The organism is Streptomyces sp. NPDC058308, from assembly GCF_042880275.1.
Classification (GTDB): Bacteria; Actinomycetota; Actinomycetes; order Streptomycetales; family Streptomycetaceae; genus Streptomyces.
The window spans coordinates 120218-136975 of sequence record NZ_JBHVZA010000021.1; the positions used below are offsets into that span (position 1 = coordinate 120218).

Consider the following 16758-nt stretch of genomic DNA (forward strand, 5'->3'; position numbering starts at 1 on the left):
GTATCCGGAAGATCCCGTTCAAAACCGTCGACCGGCGCCGGGCGGAGCCGGAACGGGGCTGCCCGTGTGCGTCCCGCGCCCGCCCGCGGGCCGTCGGCGGCGGCTCGGCGGGCGGACGACAGCATCTACAGCATCGGCCAGCACACCGGCGGCCGCCACTCCAGCCCCGGCGGCACCCCGGGAGAGCGGTCAGCGGAGCGCGTCGGCGCCGTCGCGCAGGGGAGAGCGGGTGCGCGTGCGGTGTGCGAGGCGGGCCGTGCGCGTGGCGATGTCGACCGTGTAGGCCTCGACCGTCATCGCCCGCTCGGACACCTTCAGCACCATGAAGCCGTGCTCGGAGAAGTTCTGCCAGGTCGACGGGTGGTCGAAGTGGGCCGTGCCGTCCCCGGACTTGGCCGCGGCGCCGCACACGATCTGCCGGGTGCCGCGGGTGCGGTCCGTGGGCTCCAGGATCTGCAGCGTGTGGTCGTGACCGGACAGGATCACGTCGGCCCGCCCGCACACCACCTCCTCGTACAGCTCCTTGAGGTGGATGCCGCTGGTGTAGTGGCCGATCACGAAGCCGTCGTACGATCCGGCGCTGCCGTGCTGGCCGTTGTTCAGGTACGGGTGGTGGCCGAGCACGATCTTCCAGCGCGCCCGCGACGCCGTGAGGGCGCCGTCCAGCCACCTGCGCTGCTCGCGCATGTAGGGGCCGTTCCACCGGTAGTGCGGGTCGAGTTGGGTGACGTACGACGAGACGGGGTTCGTGTCGAGGGCGAAGAACTCCACCAGCGGGTCGCCGTCGGCACCGGGCAGGGCCACGTTGTAGTAGCGGCTCGGCATGTACCAGCGCCGGGAGCCCGTGGCGTAGGCGACCTCGCGGTCGCCGCGCGAGGGGTCACCGCCGCTGCCCGGGATCAGGCCGGAGCAGTCGTGGTTGCCGAGGACCATCAACCAGGGGATGTCGAGACCGGAGTTGGGGTCCTCGAACTTGGTGCGGAACTCCGAGTCGTCGGCGGACTCGGGGCCGTTCTCGTAGATGTTGTCGCCGAGGCCGACCGCGAGGCCGACGCCTTCGGCGCGGCACACCTCGCGGGCGGCGGCGGCCACCGCGTGCTGTGCCTCCTCGCCCGTGCCGGCGTCGCCGGTGAGCAGCACCGCGTACTCCCCGGACCGGTTCGGGGCGGTCGGCAGGGGGAACTTGCCGGTGCGGGCCGCGGCGGCCGCGGGGGCCGACGCCCCGCCCGGCAGGACGGTCAGGGCGGCCGCTCCGGCCACCACACCGCCCAGCACGGTCCGCCGCCGCGGCGCCCGCATCTCCCTGACCCGCTCCCCCACCGGCCCTTCGGCCAGGGCCGGATCGGCCTGCAGCCACTGGTCCTCGGTCAGATCCGCGCTCGGCGGTATCAGCTCGTCGTCGCACATGGAGGGTTTCTCTCACGGGAGTGCGTGACGATGGTGGGGAACCGATGAACTCCTGGTGGACGAATGGACACGGCTCGCGCCTGGGGTGGCGCGAGCCGCGGCAGCCCCACCCCCCGCGGCGGGACTGCTGTTCCTTAGGCGGCCTCCACGACCTCCGGCGCGTCGGCCGGTTCCGTCCCCTTGGCGAACTGCGTCCGGTACAGCTCCGCGTACCGCCCGCCCAGGGCGAGGAGTTCGTCGTGCGTGCCGCGTTCCACGATCTGTCCCGCCTCGACGACGAGGATCTGGTCGGCGGAGCGCACCGTGGAGAGCCGGTGGGCGATCACGATGGCGGTGCGGCCTTCGAGCGCCTCGTTCAGTGCTTCCTGGACGGCGGCCTCGGAGGTGTTGTCGAGGTGGGCCGTCGCCTCGTCGAGGATGACGACCCGCTGTCCGGCGAGGAGTAGCCGCGCGATGGTCATCCGCTGCCGTTCACCGCCGGAGAGGCGGTAGCCGCGCTCGCCCACCACCGTGTCAAGACCGTCGGGCAGGGAGCGTACGAGGTCTTCGAGGCGGGCTCGCCGCAGGACGTCCCACAGCTCGTCCTCGCTCGCGCCGGGCCGGGCGAGGAGCAGGTTGGCGCGGACGGACTCGTGGAAGAGGTGGCCGTCCTGCGTGACCATGCCCAGGGTGGCCCGCATGGACTCGGCGGACAGGTCCCGTACGTCGACGCCCCCGATCCGCACGGTGCCTTCGTCGGTGTCGTACAGGCGCGGCAGCAGTTGCGCGATGGTCGACTTGCCCGCTCCCGAGGATCCGACGAGGGCGACGGTCTGGCCGGGCTCGGCGCGGAAGGACAGTCCGTGCAGCACCTCGTCGCCGCCGCGGGTGTCGAGCGTGGCGACCTCTTCGAGGGAGGCGAGGGAGACCTTGTCGGCGGAGGGGTAGGCGAACCGTACGTTGTCGAACTCGACGGCGACGGGCCCGTCGGGCACCGGTACCGCCGCTTCCTTCTCCTCGATGAGCGGCTTCAGGTCGAGCACCTCGAAGACCCGCTCGAAGCTGACGAGCGCGCTCATGACCTCGACGCGGGCACCGGCAAGCGAGGTGAGCGGCGCGTACAGCCGGGTGAGCAGCAGGGCGAGCGAGACGACGGCTCCCGCCTTCAGCGTGCCTTCCAGGGCGAAGTACCCGCCGAGGCCGTAGACGAGGGCGAGCGCGAGGGCCGACACCAGGGTGAGCGCGGTGATGAACGCGGACTGCGCCATGGCGGTGCGTACGCCGATGTCCCGCACCCGGTGGGCGCGCTCGGCGAACTCCGCGGACTCGTCGCCGGGCCGGCCGAAGAGCTTGATGAGGGTGGCGCCGGGCGCCGAGAAGCGTTCGGTCATCCGCGTCCCCATGGCGGCGTTGTGGTGCGCCGCCTCGCGCTGGAGCCGGGCCATGCGTGAGCCCATCCGGCGGGCGGGAACGATGAAGATCGGCAGCAGTACCAGCGCGAGCAGCGTGATCTGCCAGGAGAGCGTCATCATGACGACGAGGGTCAGCAGCAGCGTGACGATGTTGCCGACGACGCCGGACAGGGTGTTGCTGAACGCCCGCTGCGCGCCCACCACGTCGTTGTTGAGGCGGCTGACCAGCGCTCCCGTGCGGGTGCGGGTGAAGAAGGCGACGGGCATGCGCTGTACGTGATCGAAGACGGCGGTCCGCAGATCGAGGATGAGCCCTTCGCCGAGGTTCGCCGACAGCCAGCGGCTGAGCAGTCCGAGTCCGGCCTCGGCCAGTGCGATGCCCGCGATGAGCAGGGCGTAGCGTACGACGGTCGAGGAGTCGTCGCCCGACACGATGGCGGTGACGACGTACCCGGCGAGGACCGGTGTCGCCACGGCGAGCAGTGCGGTGACGACGCTCAGCAGCACGAACTGCCAGATGCGTCGGCGGTGGGGCCGGGCGAAGACGCCGATGCGGCGCAGCGTGGCCCGGGCGAAGGGGCGGCGGTCCTGCTGGGCATGCATGACGCTGTACATCTGCGTCCATGCCGTCGTTTCCATGCTCATGGGGATAACGTTAGAACCTCAACTAAACTTGAGGTCAAGGCTCGGGCCGCATTTTCACCCCATCCTCGCCGCCCGCGAGGCCGCCCGCGCGCCGCGCCGTGCGACCTTCATACTCCCAAGGCCCAAGCGCTGTACGGGGGTTGGCCATAGGTCCTGCCTGAGGGTGACCCACGGCCCGGCCGGGGGACAGCCGGATGGGACGGCCCGCCCTCCGCTGCTGGGATGGACACCGACCCCGGCCCTCGGACGCGGAAACCGCCGCGGACCACGGCCGGAGCGATCCCTGCACGCACGGACGGCTTGCACAGAACTGGGGACCACCATGCATGTATCCGATAGACGTCGGCTATCCGGTAGACGTCGGCGCGGGCTGCTCGTCCCGATCGGGCTCGCTGCGACCCTCCTGGCCGCATCGTCGGGGCCCGCGGCCTCGCTCGACGCCGACTCCGACGCCCGGGCGGGGGCGGCAGCGGCGGCGCCACGGCCGGCCGATCCCCTTCAGCACGAGGTGGACGCGATTCACCGGACAGGGACCGCCGGGGTGCTCGCGGAGGTGAGGTCGCCGGGCGGGCGCGACAGGGCACGCGCCGGGAGGGCCGAGCTGAGCACGGGAAAGCCGGTGCCGTGGGACGGCACGTTCCGGACAGGCAGCGCCACCAAGACCTTCACGGCCACCGTCGTGCTGCAACTCGTGGCCGAGGGCGAGATGTCCCTGGACGACACCGTCGAGCACTGGCTGCCGGGGGTGGTCCGGGGCGACGGTCACGACGGCAGGCTGATCACCGTCCGGCAACTGCTGCAGCACACCAGCGGCATCCCCGACGTGCTGGGCGACATCCCCGCGCTCAACACCGCCGAGGGCTACCGGGCCGAGCGGTTCCGCACCTACACCCCGCAGGGACTGGTGGCACTGGCGCTACGGCACCCCACCCCCGACGACGCCCCCCGCTGGTCGTACTCCAACACCAACTACATCCTGGCCGGGATGATCATCAAGAAGGTCACCGGCAGGAGTTGGGCGAAAGAGGTGAAGGCCCGCATCACCGACCCGCTGGACCTGGCGGGCACCAGCGCGCCCGGCACCGTCCCCGGCCTCCCGGGCCCGCACGCCCACGGCTACCGCGCCTTCGGCACCGGCACGACCACCGACGTCACGCGGTTCAACCCGAGTGCGGTCGACGCCTCCGGGTCCATCATCAGCACCTCTGGCGACCTGAGCCGGTTCTACACCGCCCTGCTCGACGGCCGGCTCCTGGAACCGGCGCAACTCGACGAGATGACGACCACGGTGCCCGCCCCGGCGCTGGGCGCGGAGTACGGACTCGGGCTCGGCAAGTTCCCGCTGTCCTGCGGCGGCAGCTACTTCACCCACCCGGGCGGAGTGTCCGGCTACCGCACATGGGTGGGTGTCTCGCCGGACGCGACCCGGACCGCCGTGGTGCTCGCCACCGGCGACGGCGACCAGCACACCCAGAAGGCCATCAGCGGCCTCGTGGACCGGGTGATGTGCCAGAAGGAGGGGTCCTAGAAGGAGGGGTCCTGGGGGGAGGTCGTGGCCGCGGCGTACTCCGGCCGCGGGCCGTGACCGCCCCCGAGGATGTGGTCGCTGCCCCAGGCGCCGAGCGGGGCGAGGGCCGCGTTGAGGCGCGTACCCGCGTCGGTGAGCGAGTACTCGACGCGGGGCGGCACCTCGTCGTACGCGACGCGCCGCACGATGCCGTCCTCCTCCAACTCCCGCAGATGGGAGGCGAGGACCTTGACGCTGATGCCCGGGACCTGCCGTTGCAGCTCCCCGAACCGGATGCCGGGGTGCGCGTCGAGCGCCCAGATCAGCAGCACCTTCCACTTGCCGCCGATCACACCGAGCGCGGCATCGACCCCGCAGTGGTAGCGCCCCGGCCGCATCCGCTCGCTCGCCATCGTCCCCACACCCTCCCCGTACGGAAAATCCCACTCTCGCAACACCGCGCGGAGCTGGATGCTTCCCTCCCGGTAACCAGTGACTTCACAGTGCGTACTTGTGGGTCCGAGCCCGCGGGGCGAGGGTTGCCGACATGACGGAGAACCTGACAAACAGCGCCCTGACCAGCAAGAACAACACCGGGACGAAAAGCGGAACGGACCGGAAGGTCACGCTCCTCGGGCTCGGCGCGATGGGCGGCGCCCTCGCCCGCGCATGGCTCGCCGCCGGTTACGACGTGACGGTGTGGAACCGCACACCGGCTCGCGCCACCGCCCTCGCGGAGGAAGGTGCGAGGGTCGCGTCGAGCGTCGCCGAAGCCGTCGCGGCCGGCCCGCTGATCGTGACGGTCCTGCTCGACGACGCCTCGGTCGCCTCGGCGCTCGACGGCGTCGACCTGAACGGCAAGGACCTGGTCGACCTGACCACCGGCACCCCCGGCTCGGCGCGGGCCCGCGCGAAGTGGGCGGCCGGGCGCGGCGCGCGCTTCCTCGACGGCGGCATCATGGCCGTCCCGCCGATGGTCGGCGTCCCGGAGGCGGGCGGCTACGTCTTCTACAGCGGCTCCCGCGACCTGTTCGACGCCCGTCGGGACACCCTCGCGGTCCCGCTCGGCACCCACTTCGTCGGTACGGACGCCGGTTTCGCCGCCCTGCACGACATCGCGCTCCTGAGCGGCATGTACGGCATGTTCGCGGGCGTCACCCACGCGTTCGCCCTGATCCGCGGCGAACAGGACATCAAGCCCTCCGAGTTCGCTCCGCTGCTCGCCGGCTGGCTGGGCGCGATGAGCGGCATGGTGCACGACACGGCGGCCCGCCTGGAGAGCGGCGACTACACCACCGGCGTGGTCTCCGGTCTGGGCATGCAGGCCGCGGGCGTCCCGACCTTCACGGGCACGGCCGAGCAGTACGGCGTGAGCACCGAGCTGCTCGCCCCGGTCTTCGCCCTGATGCGGCGCCGTGTCGCGGAGGGCGGCGGCGCGATGGACACCGCGGCCCTCGTCGACGCCCTGCGTGGCTGATGGCACGACGGGAGAACGTCAGGCACTCCGCCGGACAGCACACCTAGCCGAGTTCGAGCGAGGTGACGCCGAAGACCCGTTCCCGGGCGTAGGCGCGGATCGGGCCGGTGTACATGCGGGCCGTGTCGAACGTGGGCTTCATGCCGCGTGCCTCCGCGAGCGCCACGGCCTCCCGGTTGGTCTCGGGCACGTCCATCGCGACGAGGTCGCCGTCCGCCTCGACGGCGAGTGCGTCCAGGAGTGCCTCGGCGTCGGCGCGGGTGTCCGCGAACAGCGGCCCGACGCGCCGGGCGTCGCGGCCGGGGCGTAGCACCCCGTAACCGGTCAGTCTGCCGTCGACGATGCGGGCGAGGGCGCGGTGCCCGGGGGCGGCGAGCCAGGACTCCAGGAAGCGGCGCCGATCCGCGGGCAGGCACGCGCTGTCGTACGCCAGGAGCGCCCGCAGGCCCGCCGCCTCGACGGGACGCACGTGCCGGTCGGGCACGTCGACCGCGGGCAGCGGGCCGATGTAGCGCAGCGTGCCGTGCTCGAGCTCGAAGCCGGAACGCCGGTAGTTGCCCTGCTGGGCGGGGACTCCGTCCAGGCCCACGGTCCGGCCCTCGGCGTGGGCGAGGCCGGTCCGCCAGGTGGCGAGGCCGAGGCCGCGGCCCCGCTGGTCGGGGCGGACGAGGTAGAAACCGAGGAAGGCGTAGCTGTCCCCGTAGTTGACCACGGAGATCGCGGAGACCGGTTCGCCGTCGATCCGCCCCAGGAAGAACCCCTCGGGGTCCTGCGCGAAGAACGAGGGGGCGTCGCCGAGGCCGGGGTTCCAGCCCTCGTCCGCCGCCCAGCCCGTCACCACTCGCCAGTCGTCGAGCGTCGCCCGTGAGACCGCGAACTGCCCGGCCGAATCCGTCATCGCTGCACCCTTCTCCATCCGGGACGGTGCGCCGTCGAGAACCGCACCGGATGCATCCTGCCCGACCCGGCGTCAGCCGATGCCCGCCACATGCCGGTCGCGTGCGGCGCCGAATCCCACCACGACCTGCGGCACGAGCAGGACGAGCAGCAGGACGAGCGGCACGGTCCAGCTGTGCGCGACGTCGTGGACGGCGCCCAGGAGGGTCGGCCCGGTGGCCGCGAGGACGTAGCCGAAGCACTGGGCCATGCTGGAGAGTTGCGCCGCGTGCCGGGCGTCGGGGGCCCGCTGCACGATGAACAGCAGCGCCAGGCTGATGGCCGCGCCCTGGCCGAGGCCCAGCAGCGTCATCCACAGGTAGGCGCCGCCGACCGGCGCGGCGAGCAGGCCGCCGAAGCCGAGTGCGCAGAGCACGGCGCCGAGCGCGGCGAGGGTGCCCGCGCGCAGCCGTCGGCCGACGATCACCGGGGCGAGGAAGGAGCCCGCGATGCCGAGCAGCGAGGAGAAGGAGAGCATCCAGCCGGCATCGCCAGGGGCCATCCCCGCGTCCTGGAAGACGGTGGGCAGCCACGCGGCGGCCGCGTAGTAGTTGAGGGACTGCAGGCCCATGTACGCGGTGACCTGCCAGGCCAGCGGGGAGCGCCACAGGCCGCGTACGGGGTGGGCGGCCTGTCGTGCCGCCGCCGCGCTCACCCGCGTGCGCGACCGGATCTGCGGCAGCCACACGAACAGGGCGATGACGGCGAGGGCGCCCCAACAGGCGAGAGTGGTACGCCAGTTCATGCCGCTGGCCTGCTGCACAGGGAGGGTGACGCCGGCCGCGAGCGCGGCGCCGCCGAACAGCGACATCGAGTACAGGCCGGTCATCAGGCCCGCCTTCGCGGGGAAGTCGCGCTTGATGAGGCCGGGCAGCAGGACGTTGGCGACGGCGATGCCCGCGCCGATGACGACGGTGCCCGCGAAGAGCGCGATCACCGAGTCGGCCAGGCGCAGGGCCGTGCCCGCGCAGATCAGCACCATGGTGGCGAGCAGCGCCCGCTCCATACCGAGGCGGCGGCCGAGCCGCGGCGCGATGGGCGCGAGGAGGCCGAAGCAGAGCAGCGGGAGCGCGGTGAGGAGGCTCGTCGCGGCGGCCGACATGCCGCTGTCGTCGCGGATCGTGTCGGCGAGCGGGGAGACGGCGACGAGGGCGGGGCGGAGGTTGAGCGCGAGGAGTACGACGCCGAGGGCGAGGTAGAGCGCGCGGCGCCCGGCCATCGGGACGGGGGGCGCAGAGGGCTCGGGGGTGGTGGCGGTGCGGTCGTGTGCGGCCTCGCCGGCGGCCGACGCTGCTGTCTTGCTCATGTGCTGCTGCTTTCGGCTCTTGTTCTGCTTGTTGCTCATGTACGGCCCGCTCGCTTCTCGTGCGCGGCCCCCGCTTCGCCGCTGTCGTCGTCCGAGCCGTCGAGGGGCTGCTCGCGCAGTGCGGCCATGCCCTCGGCGAGATGGGCGAGCACCGCGGCCTCCGCGGCTTCGGCGTCGCGCGCCTCGATGGCGTCGACGATCGCCTCGTGCGCCGCGAACTGGTGGCGTACGGAGTCGGGGACGGGCGCGCCGATCACGGACTGCACCGTGGAGCGCAGGGCGTCGCTGAGGTGTCCGTACAGCTCGGCGAGGACGCTGTTGTGCGCCGCTTCGGCGACGGTGCGGTGGAAGGCCAGGTCCGCGTCGACGAACGCGGCCGTGTTCCCGCTCCGCCACGCCGCGTCGCGCTCGGCGAGGGCGGCCCGCAGGGTCGCGAGGTCCTCGTCCGTCCTGCGCTCCGCGGCGTACCGGGCGGCGTCCCGCTCCAGGCAGGCGCGGACTTCGTACGCCTCCAGAACCCCCGCCCTGCGCAGCCGCCGCTGCACGGCCGCGCCGAAGTCGCTGTCGGCCCGTACGTAGGTGCCGTCGCCCTGACGGGGTTCGAGCATGCCGGTGTGCACCAGGGCGCGGACCGCCTCCCGCACGGTGTTGCGGCCCACGGCGAGCTGCTCCACGAGCAGCGGCTCGGCGGGGATCTTCTCGCCGACCCTCCACTCACCGTCGGTGATGAGGCTCTCCATCTGGGCGATGACGAGGTCGACGAGGTTGGTCCGGGCTGCGCTGCGCAACGGCATCGGGCGGCACCTTCTTTCTCGGGGCGTCCCTGGAGTCAAGGGCGCCACACATGGGAACATCCCATGTATCGCGGACATGGGAACATCCCATGTTTTCTGCTGTCAAATGATCGCTGCCAAATGATCAAGGTGCGCGTCGAGGCCCGCTGGACCGTTCGAGGTTTTACCTTCACCCCCTGGTCTAGACCTTGACAGGTTCAGACCATTTCGCTTGAGTCGCGGGCACCCCCATGGCGGCGCGACCCCCGCAACCGCGCCGCCGATAAGGAGAGTTGGCATGTTCCGACGCATCACCAGCTTCGCGGCCGCGCTCGCCGCACTCGGCGCGATGATCGTCCTGGGCCCGGCCGCCGTCTCGGCGTCCGCCGCCGAGTGCGCCGCGCCGTGGAACTCCTCGTCGGTCTACACGGGCGGCAGGTCGGCCTCGTACGACGGCCACAACTGGACGGCCAAGTGGTGGACCCAGAACGAGACCCCGGGCCGCGCCGACGTCTGGTCGGACCAGGGCTCGTGCGGCGGCGGTACGGACCCGGGCAACCCCGATCCGTCCGGCTTCGTCGTCAGCGAGGCCCAGTTCAACCAGATGTTCCCGAGCCGGAACTCGTTCTACACGTACAAGGGCCTGACCGACGCGCTCAAGTCCTACCCGGCCTTCGCCAACACCGGCAGCGACACGGTCAGGCGACAGGAGGCGGCGGCGTTCCTCGCCAACGTCAGCCACGAGACGGGCGGCCTGGTGCACGTGGTCGAGCAGAACCAGGCCAATTACCCGCACTACTGCGACAGGAACCAGCCCTACGGCTGCCCGGCGGGGCAGGCCGCCTACTACGGCCGCGGCCCGATCCAGCTCAGCTGGAACTTCAACTACAAGGCCGCGGGCGACGCGCTCGGCATCGACCTGCTCAACAACCCCTACCTCGTCGAGCAGAACCCGGCCATCGCCTGGCAGACGGGCCTCTGGTACTGGAACACCCAGAACGGCCCCGGCACCATGACCCCGCACAACGCGATGGTCAACGGCGCCGGCTTCGGTGAGACCATCCGCGCCATCAACGGCAGCCTGGAGTGCGACGGCGGCAACCCCGGCCAGGTCCAGAGCCGTATCGACCGCTACAAGGCCTTCACCCAGATCCTGGGCACCACACCGGGCTCGAACCTCAGCTGCTGACACGGCACCCGACCGGACGGCACCCCGGACCGGCACCCCCGGGTGGGCCCGGCACACTCTCCGCGGGGCCGAGCTCGACCACGTCGGAGCTTACGGCGCGGCCAGCAACTGGGCCGCGCCGTCGCGGGCTTGGCGGGCCGGGTACGGGGAACCGGCGATGGCGGCGGCGGTCATGGCCCCTTCGGCGAGCAGGACCAGCGGCCCGACGGCGCTCCGCGGGCGCCCCGCGTCGGCCACGAGAGCGGCCATGTAGCCCCTGAAGGCATCCTTGTGGGCCCGGACGGTATCGGCCACCGCCGGGTCCACCGCGCCGAGTTCGCCGAAGGAGTTCACGAAGGCGCAGCCGCGGAAGTCCGGCTCGCTGAACCAGTCGTACAGCCAGTCGTAGACGGCGAGGATGCGCTCGTCGCCGCCGTCCTTGCCGTCCACGTAGGCGGCGAGGCGTTCGCGCCAGCGGCGGTCCCGGCGCTCCAGACAGGCCCGGACCAGCTCCGACTTGGACGGGAAGACCCGGTAGAGCCGCTTGAGCGAGACGCCGGATCCGGCGCGGACCTGGTCCATGCCGACCGCCTGGATGCCGCGCTCGTAGAAGAGCGCCTCGGCGGCGTCGAGGAGTCTGGCCTCCGCCTCCACGTGATCCATGAGGGCTCCCACCCGATCGAGAACGTGCGTTCTCCTACGCTACTACGGCCACCGGGGCCGCGCGTCATTGCGGGAGAACGCTCGTTCTCCTAGGGTGGCCGCCAGAGGAGAACGCACGTTCTCCCCGCTCGGTCCGCCCTGCCCACCACCCTGGAGCACCCCATGACCACCGCTGCCCGTCCCCCGGTCGCTGCCCGCCCCCCGGTCCCGCCGTTCACCCGGGAGAGCGCGATCGAGAAGGTCCGCCTGGCCGAGGACGGCTGGAACAGCCGCGATCCCGAGAAGGTGGCCCTCGCGTACAGCGAGGACTCCCGCTGGCGCAATCGCGCGGAGTTCGTCACCGGGCGCGAGGCCATCGTCGGGTTCCTGAGCCGCAAGTGGGACCGCGAGCTCGACTACCGGCTGATCAAGGAACTGTGGGCGCACGACGGCCGTCGCATCGCGGTGCGCTTCGCCTACGAGTGGCACGACGACTCCGGGCAGTGGTTCCGCTCGTACGGCAACGAGAACTGGGAGTTCGACGACGACGGCCTGATGAGCGTGCGCCACGCCTGCATCAACGACCTGCCCGTACAGGACTCCGACCGCCTGTACCACTGGCCGCTCGGCCGCCGCCCCGACGACCACCCCGGTCTGACCGAACTCGGCCTCTGAGTGGCGGCACACCGGGCAGCGGGGCCGAATCCCCGCATGCCCCTTCCTCCTCCGCCGCCTAGGCTGAAATTCCCGGGGCAGCACCGCATGCCGCACCAGGACCTGGGCACCGAGGACCCCGAGGAGGAACCGTATGCCCATCGCCACGGTCGACCCGTCCACCGGGGAGACACTCCAGACGTTCGAACCGCTCACGGCCGACGAGATCCAGCACCGGCTGGCGACGGCGGAGAGCGCCTACGCCCGTCATCGCACCACCGGCTTCGCCGAGCGCGCGCGGCTGCTCAACCGCGCCGCTGACCTCCTGGAGGAAGACACGCCAGACATCGCGCGCACCATGACCACGGAAATGGGCAAGCCGGTGAAGGCGGCCAGGGCCGAGGCGGCGAAGTGCGTCAAGGCCATGCGCTGGTACGCGGAGCGGGCCGAGGGGCTGCTCGCGGACGAGCATCCCGCGCAGGAGGACGTGACCGACTCCGGGGCCTCGCGGGCGGTGGTCCGCTACCGCCCGCTCGGCGTCGTCCTGGCCGTGATGCCGTGGAACTTCCCGCTCTGGCAGGTCGTACGCTTCGCCGCCCCCGCCCTGATGGCGGGCAATGTCGCCCTGCTCAAGCACGCGTCGAACGTGCCACGGACCGCCCTCTACCTCCAGGACCTCTTCACCCGCGCCGGCTTTCCGGAAGGCTGCTTCCAGACGCTGCTGATCGGCTCGGACGCCGTCGAGGACATCCTGCGCGACGGGCGGGTGGCCGCGGCGACGCTCACCGGCAGCGAACCCGCGGGACGCTCGGTCGCCTCCACCGCGGGCGACGAGATCAAGAAGACCGTCCTCGAACTGGGCGGCAGCGACCCCTACTTGGTGCTGCCGAGCGCCGACGTGGAGCGCGCCGCGACGACCGCGGTGACCGCCCGGGTGCAGAACAACGGGCAGTCCTGCATCGCCGCCAAGCGCTTCATCGTGCACGCCGACGTCTACGACGCCTTCCGCGACCGGTTCGTCGCCGGTATGCGGGAGCTGACCGTCGGCGATCCGATGGACGAGGACACCGACGTGGGCCCGCTCTCGACCGAGCAGGGCCGCGACGACCTGGAAGAACTCGTCGAGGACGCGCTGGCCCACGGCGCCACGGCACTGTGCGGCGGGCAGCGCCCCGAGAAGCGGGACCGGGGCTGGTACTACGCCCCGACCGTCCTCGCGGACATCACCCCGCGGATGCGGATCCACCGCGAGGAGGCGTTCGGCCCGGTGGCCACGCTCTACCGCGTCGCGGACCTGGACGAAGCCGTGGCGCTGGCCAACGACACGCCGTTCGGCCTGAGTTCCAACGTGTGGACCCGCGACGACGCCGACGTCGAGCGGTGCGTGCGGGATCTCCAGGCGGGCGGGGTGTTCTTCAACGGCATGACCGCCTCCCACCCCGGCCTGCCCTTCGGCGGCATCAAGCGCTCCGGCTACGGACGGGAGCTCTCGGGCCACGGAATCCGCGAATTCTGCAACGCCACGACCGTCTGGCACGGCGCGCAGAAGTGAGCCTGCCTCAGACCGTCAGCCCACGGTTCCGGTAGCCGTCAGCAAGGAGTCGTCCAGAGTCCTGGCGCCAGGCAGCCGGTGGCCCGCAGCGACGACGGCGGCGTCGACGTCGCTGGTGCCGGTGGCCAGGCACAGGCTGTACGCCACGTCCTCGTACGCCTGTCGGCTCTCGGCACTTCCCTGATCGGCGCGGAGCAGGGCGAGGGCCTTGTAGCGCTCCAGCAGGTCTTCCAGTACGACGGGGTGGGCCAGCAGCACGGAGTCTCCCTGGGGTCGGTTCCACGATCACTCAACACCCCGCCTGCCCGCCCGCGACCACTCGAATCAGCATCGGCGTTCGCGTTTGTCGAGTGGGTGGTTCGCGGGCACACTCATGATGTGGACGCGTCGAACAGCGAGCCCGGAGACGACCCCGTGGACGACCCTGCCGACAAGCCTGCCCCCCGCGCCGGGAGCGACGGCCGCCGCGAGACCGAGACCGAGCGCGCCGACCGCCGCTGGAGCGAACTGATCCAGGAAGTGCGGGTGGCCCAGACCGGCGTGCAGATCCTGTTCGGCTTCCTCCTGACGGTCGCCTTCACGCCGCGGTTCCAGGAGCTGAGCGACACCGACCGGACGATCTACGTGGTGACCGTGATCCTCGGTTCGACGGCGACGGGCGCTCTGATCGCCCCGGTGTCGTTCCATCGCATCGTCTCGGGCCGCAAGATCAAGCCGCATGCGGTGGTGTGGGCGTCCAGGCTGACGTTCCTCGGGCTCGTCCTGCTGCTCGGCACGCTGACCGCCGCCCTCCTCCTCATCCTGCGGGTCGCCACCGACAACACCGTCGTGCCCTGGCTGGTGGGCGTCGTCGTCTCCTGGTACCTGCTGTGCTGGTTCGTGCTGCCCGCGTGGGCGCGGCACCGGCACACGACACCGGACTGACCGGGCCCGCGCACGCGCGACGCTCAGGTGTCGGCGTGTCGGCGTGGCGGCGTGGCGGCGTGGCGGCAACGGTGAGTCCGGCCGGTCCGGCCCCCACGACGACGGCGGTCATCCGGAAAGTACGGCGTGCCGTCCCGGCAGAGAGGCGGCGTGTCCCGCTCTCTGCCGCCCCGCGGGCCACGGCCGTCCCGCAGGTGTGGATCACCGGACCCGGGGCACCCAGGTTCAGGACCGAAGCAAGGCAGCGAAGTCCGCTCTGTTCGCGATAAGTCACCATCTGCCACTACATGTCACCAGCTGTCACTGTTCGAGTGGTGGCCGACCGCGAACCGGCGGAGCGTGGAAGGAGGAGCGCCCTCGTGGAGTTCTTGCCGACGGGAGAAGCCGCATGACCACGCACGCACGCACACCGATGCCGGCGCCGGTACCCCCGGCGCCGCTGTTCACCCTGCCCGGCGTGTACGCGCCGCAGCACGACACCGCGCTGCTGTGCCGGGCCCTGGACCGCGAGGACATCGATGACGGCACCTCCGTGCTCGACCTGGGAACCGGTTCCGGGGCGCTCGCCGTGGCGGCCGCCCGGCGCGGGGCCCGGGTGACGGCCCTCGACATCTCCTGGCGGGCGGTGCTCACCGCCCGGCTCAACGCGCGGCTCAGCGGGCAGTCGGTCGCCGTGCGCCACGGCGACCTGACCACCGGGGCGTCGTCCGGCCCCTTCGATCTGGTGGTCAGCAACCCGCCCTACGTACCCTCTCCTTCACCGCGGCTGCCCCGGCGCGGCGCGGCGCGCGCGTGGGACGGCGGACCGGCCGGCCGACTGGTCGTGGACCGCGTCTGCGACACGGCCCCACGGGCGCTGCGCCCCGGGGGCGTCCTGCTGATGGTGCACTCCGCGCTCTGCGATGTGGACGTCACGCTGGAGCGGCTGGCGTCGCGGGGCATGGACACCGAGGTCACCGACCGGCGGTTCATCCCGTTCGGGCCCGTGCTGCGCTCGCGCCAGGCCTGGCTGCGCCGTCGCCATCTTCTCGGCGCCGACGAGACGATCGAGGAACTGGTGGTGGTCCGTGCCGAACGCCGCTGACCGCCCGCGCCGCGTCACGGTCGACCCGGAAGGCCCGCTCCTGGTGGAGGGCCCGGTCGAGGTGGTCGCCGACGACGGGACCGTCTCCGTCTCGCGGCGCTTCACCGTCGCGGTCTGCACCTGCCGGCGCAGCCGTACATACCCCTGGTGCGACACCAGCCACCGGCGGCGGCGGGTGAAGCGCCAGGAGGAGCCGTCCACGGCCGACCCGTCCACGACCGAGGAGCCGGAGGCCTCGTCATGACCGCCCCCGCCGAAGCGACCACCTACGTCGAACCGCGCCACCACAGCCCCGAACCCCCCACCGCCCGCGGCGGGCTGTCCCGTGGCGTCCTGACCGCGCTGCGCGGCGAAGGCCCTGTTCCCGGCCTGGCGGAGGCGGAGCGGGCCGAGGCCTACGGAGACGATCTCCAGCTCACCCTCTACGTCCTCTACGAACTCCACTACCAGGGCTTCTCCGGGGTGGCCGACGGGTGGGAGTGGGACCCTGGCCTGCTGGCCCTGCGGCGCGCGCTGGAGCGGCGGTTCCTCGATGCCCTGCACGCCGACGTGCCCCGGTGCGAGGACGCCGGGGAGGCGCTGGGCGCGCTCCTCGTGGAACCCGTCGGGCACGATCCGGCGAGCGTCAGCCACCACCTCCAGCGCGACGGGGAGGCGTGGCAGCTCCGGGAGTACGCGGCGCTGCGCTCCCTGTACCACCTCAAGGAGGCCGACCCGCACGCCTGGGTCATTCCCCGCCTGCACGGGCGGGCCAAGGCGGCGATGGTGGCCATCGAGTACGACGAGTTCGGGGCGGGGCGCGCCGAGGACATCCACGCCCGGCTGTTCGCCGAGCTCATGGCCGACCTCGGTCTGGAGACGGCGTACGGCCACTATGTCGACGCGGCCCCCGCCGAGGCCCTCGCCACCGTGAACCTGATGTCCCTGTTCGGGCTGCACCGTGCCCTGCGCGGTGCGCTGGTGGGTCATTTCGCCGCTGTCGAGGTGACCTCGTCGCCCGGTTCGCGGCGGCTCGCCGCGGCGTTGCGCCGGACCGGCGCGGGCCCCGCGGCGCAGCGGTTCTACGACGAACACGTGGAGGCGGACGCCGTGCACGAGCAGGTGGTGCGGCGCGATGTCGTCGGCGGGCTGCTGGCCGCCGAGCCCGGGCTCGCAGCGGACGTGGCCTTCGGCGTCCACGCCACCGGCTTCCTGGAGGACCGCCTCGGCGAGCGGCTGCTCGACGCGTGGCGGCGGGGGCGGAGCGCCCTGCGCATCCCTCTGGCCGACGCGCCGGGCGCGCCCGGCTGAGC

General features: G+C 72.1%; 17 protein-coding genes. 9 read left to right on the forward strand and 8 right to left on the reverse strand.

Translation table 11 applies throughout. The annotated features are described in order from the left end of the window. Positions 1-189: 189 nt before the first annotated feature. Complete coding sequence (locus tag ACFVYL_RS26550) at positions 190-1407, reverse strand: metallophosphoesterase (protein ID WP_389720029.1); 1218 nt, start codon at positions 1405-1407, stop codon at positions 190-192. A gap of 134 nt (positions 1408-1541) precedes the next feature. Beyond that, complete coding sequence (locus ACFVYL_RS26555) at positions 1542-3443, reverse strand: ABC transporter ATP-binding protein (RefSeq protein ID WP_389720030.1); 1902 nt, start codon at positions 3441-3443, stop codon at positions 1542-1544. 322 nt (positions 3444-3765) lie between these two features. On the opposite strand from ACFVYL_RS26555, the gene ACFVYL_RS26560 reads away from it, so the two are divergent. Further along, positions 3766-4971 (forward strand): serine hydrolase domain-containing protein, encoded by a 1206-nt coding sequence (locus ACFVYL_RS26560; RefSeq protein ID WP_389720031.1) that lies wholly within the window; start codon positions 3766-3768, stop codon positions 4969-4971. Here ACFVYL_RS26560 and ACFVYL_RS26565 read toward each other — a convergent pair. Beyond that, positions 4968-5363 carry a winged helix-turn-helix transcriptional regulator gene (locus tag ACFVYL_RS26565; protein ID WP_389720033.1) on the reverse strand — a complete coding sequence of 132 codons (396 nt, stop codon included), beginning with the start codon at positions 5361-5363 and terminating at the stop codon, positions 4968-4970. The two genes, ACFVYL_RS26560 and ACFVYL_RS26565, sit on opposite strands and share 4 nt — an antisense overlap. 134 nt (positions 5364-5497) lie before the next feature. On the opposite strand from ACFVYL_RS26565, the gene ACFVYL_RS26570 reads away from it, so the two are divergent. After that, complete coding sequence (locus ACFVYL_RS26570) at positions 5498-6427, forward strand: NAD(P)-dependent oxidoreductase (RefSeq protein ID WP_389720034.1); 930 nt, start codon at positions 5498-5500, stop codon at positions 6425-6427. Positions 6428-6470: 43 nt separating this feature from the next. On the opposite strand, the gene ACFVYL_RS26575 is transcribed toward ACFVYL_RS26570, so the two are convergent. The 3 genes from ACFVYL_RS26575 to ACFVYL_RS26585 form a co-directional block, all read right to left on the reverse strand. Then, complete coding sequence (locus ACFVYL_RS26575) at positions 6471-7325, reverse strand: GNAT family N-acetyltransferase (RefSeq protein ID WP_389720036.1); 855 nt, start codon at positions 7323-7325, stop codon at positions 6471-6473. A gap of 72 nt (positions 7326-7397) precedes the next feature. Continuing rightward, positions 7398-8669: a CynX/NimT family MFS transporter gene (locus ACFVYL_RS26580; protein WP_389720038.1), complete on the reverse strand. Its 1272-nt coding sequence runs from the start codon at positions 8667-8669 to the stop codon at positions 7398-7400. Positions 8670-8704: 35 nt separating this feature from the next. After that, positions 8705-9463: a FadR/GntR family transcriptional regulator gene (locus ACFVYL_RS26585; RefSeq protein ID WP_389720040.1), complete on the reverse strand. Its 759-nt coding sequence runs from the start codon at positions 9461-9463 to the stop codon at positions 8705-8707. Between the two features lie 277 nt (positions 9464-9740). On the opposite strand from ACFVYL_RS26585, the gene ACFVYL_RS26590 reads away from it, so the two are divergent. After that, a complete protein-coding gene (locus ACFVYL_RS26590; RefSeq protein WP_389720041.1) occupies positions 9741-10631 on the forward strand; it encodes a glycoside hydrolase family 19 protein in 891 nt (296 codons plus the stop codon). 90 nt (positions 10632-10721) lie between these two features. Here the strand turns inward: ACFVYL_RS26590 and ACFVYL_RS26595 are convergent, their stop codons facing one another. Beyond that, positions 10722-11273, reverse strand: a complete 552-nt coding sequence (locus ACFVYL_RS26595) for a TetR/AcrR family transcriptional regulator (protein ID WP_389720043.1) — start codon at positions 11271-11273, stop codon at positions 10722-10724. A gap of 162 nt (positions 11274-11435) precedes the next feature. Between ACFVYL_RS26595 and ACFVYL_RS26600 the strand changes: the two genes are divergently transcribed. Both ACFVYL_RS26600 and ACFVYL_RS26605 read left to right on the forward strand, forming a co-directional pair. Beyond that, on the forward strand, positions 11436-11927 hold the full coding sequence (locus ACFVYL_RS26600; protein WP_389720044.1) for a DUF1348 family protein: 492 nt from the start codon (positions 11436-11438) through the stop codon (positions 11925-11927). A 133-nt stretch (positions 11928-12060) separates the two neighbouring features. Continuing rightward, a complete protein-coding gene (locus tag ACFVYL_RS26605) occupies positions 12061-13458 on the forward strand; it encodes an NADP-dependent succinic semialdehyde dehydrogenase (RefSeq protein ID WP_389720045.1) in 1398 nt (465 codons plus the stop codon). A 15-nt stretch (positions 13459-13473) separates the two neighbouring features. Here the strand turns inward: ACFVYL_RS26605 and ACFVYL_RS26610 are convergent, their stop codons facing one another. Beyond that, positions 13474-13716 (reverse strand): DUF5133 domain-containing protein, encoded by a 243-nt coding sequence (locus ACFVYL_RS26610; RefSeq protein ID WP_389720047.1) that lies wholly within the window; start codon positions 13714-13716, stop codon positions 13474-13476. Positions 13717-13872: 156 nt separating this feature from the next. Between ACFVYL_RS26610 and ACFVYL_RS26615 the strand changes: the two genes are divergently transcribed. The 4 genes from ACFVYL_RS26615 (at position 13873) to ACFVYL_RS26630 (ending at position 16756) form a co-directional block, all read left to right on the forward strand. Further along, positions 13873-14382, forward strand: a complete 510-nt coding sequence (locus ACFVYL_RS26615; protein ID WP_389720107.1) for a DUF6328 family protein — start codon at positions 13873-13875, stop codon at positions 14380-14382. A 388-nt stretch (positions 14383-14770) separates the two neighbouring features. After that, positions 14771-15466 (forward strand): HemK2/MTQ2 family protein methyltransferase, encoded by a 696-nt coding sequence (locus tag ACFVYL_RS26620; RefSeq protein ID WP_389720049.1) that lies wholly within the window; start codon positions 14771-14773, stop codon positions 15464-15466. After that, a complete protein-coding gene (locus ACFVYL_RS26625) occupies positions 15450-15710 on the forward strand; it encodes a CDGSH iron-sulfur domain-containing protein (RefSeq protein WP_389720050.1) in 261 nt (86 codons plus the stop codon). Before ACFVYL_RS26620 ends, ACFVYL_RS26625 begins: the two co-directional genes overlap by 17 nt. Beyond that, positions 15707-16756, forward strand: a complete 1050-nt coding sequence (locus ACFVYL_RS26630) for an iron-containing redox enzyme family protein (protein ID WP_389720051.1) — start codon at positions 15707-15709, stop codon at positions 16754-16756. Before ACFVYL_RS26625 ends, ACFVYL_RS26630 begins: the two co-directional genes overlap by 4 nt. Positions 16757-16758 lie beyond the last annotated feature (2 nt).

Excerpts from the sequence above, each read along its gene's own strand:
- ACFVYL_RS26605 (WP_389720045.1), top strand. The coding sequence starts at position 12,061 with ATGCCCATCGCCACGGTCGACCCGTCCACCGGGGAGACACTCCAGACG.
- ACFVYL_RS26565 (WP_389720033.1), bottom strand. The coding sequence starts at position 5,363 with ATGGCGAGCGAGCGGATGCGGCCGGGGCGCTACCACTGCGGGGTCGAT.
- ACFVYL_RS26550 (WP_389720029.1), bottom strand. The coding sequence starts at position 1,407 with ATGTGCGACGACGAGCTGATACCGCCGAGCGCGGATCTGACCGAGGAC.
- ACFVYL_RS26630 (WP_389720051.1), top strand. The coding sequence starts at position 15,707 with ATGACCGCCCCCGCCGAAGCGACCACCTACGTCGAACCGCGCCACCAC.
- ACFVYL_RS26595 (WP_389720043.1), bottom strand. The coding sequence starts at position 11,273 with ATGGATCACGTGGAGGCGGAGGCCAGACTCCTCGACGCCGCCGAGGCG.
- ACFVYL_RS26620 (WP_389720049.1), top strand. The coding sequence starts at position 14,771 with ATGACCACGCACGCACGCACACCGATGCCGGCGCCGGTACCCCCGGCG.
- ACFVYL_RS26585 (WP_389720040.1), bottom strand. The coding sequence starts at position 9,463 with ATGCCGTTGCGCAGCGCAGCCCGGACCAACCTCGTCGACCTCGTCATC.
- ACFVYL_RS26600 (WP_389720044.1), top strand. The coding sequence starts at position 11,436 with ATGACCACCGCTGCCCGTCCCCCGGTCGCTGCCCGCCCCCCGGTCCCG.
- ACFVYL_RS26555 (WP_389720030.1), bottom strand. The coding sequence starts at position 3,443 with ATGAGCATGGAAACGACGGCATGGACGCAGATGTACAGCGTCATGCAT.
- ACFVYL_RS26580 (WP_389720038.1), bottom strand. The coding sequence starts at position 8,669 with ATGAGCAAGACAGCAGCGTCGGCCGCCGGCGAGGCCGCACACGACCGC.
- ACFVYL_RS26560 (WP_389720031.1), top strand. The coding sequence starts at position 3,766 with ATGCATGTATCCGATAGACGTCGGCTATCCGGTAGACGTCGGCGCGGG.
- ACFVYL_RS26570 (WP_389720034.1), top strand. The coding sequence starts at position 5,498 with ATGACGGAGAACCTGACAAACAGCGCCCTGACCAGCAAGAACAACACC.
- ACFVYL_RS26575 (WP_389720036.1), bottom strand. The coding sequence starts at position 7,325 with ATGACGGATTCGGCCGGGCAGTTCGCGGTCTCACGGGCGACGCTCGAC.
- ACFVYL_RS26590 (WP_389720041.1), top strand. The coding sequence starts at position 9,741 with ATGTTCCGACGCATCACCAGCTTCGCGGCCGCGCTCGCCGCACTCGGC.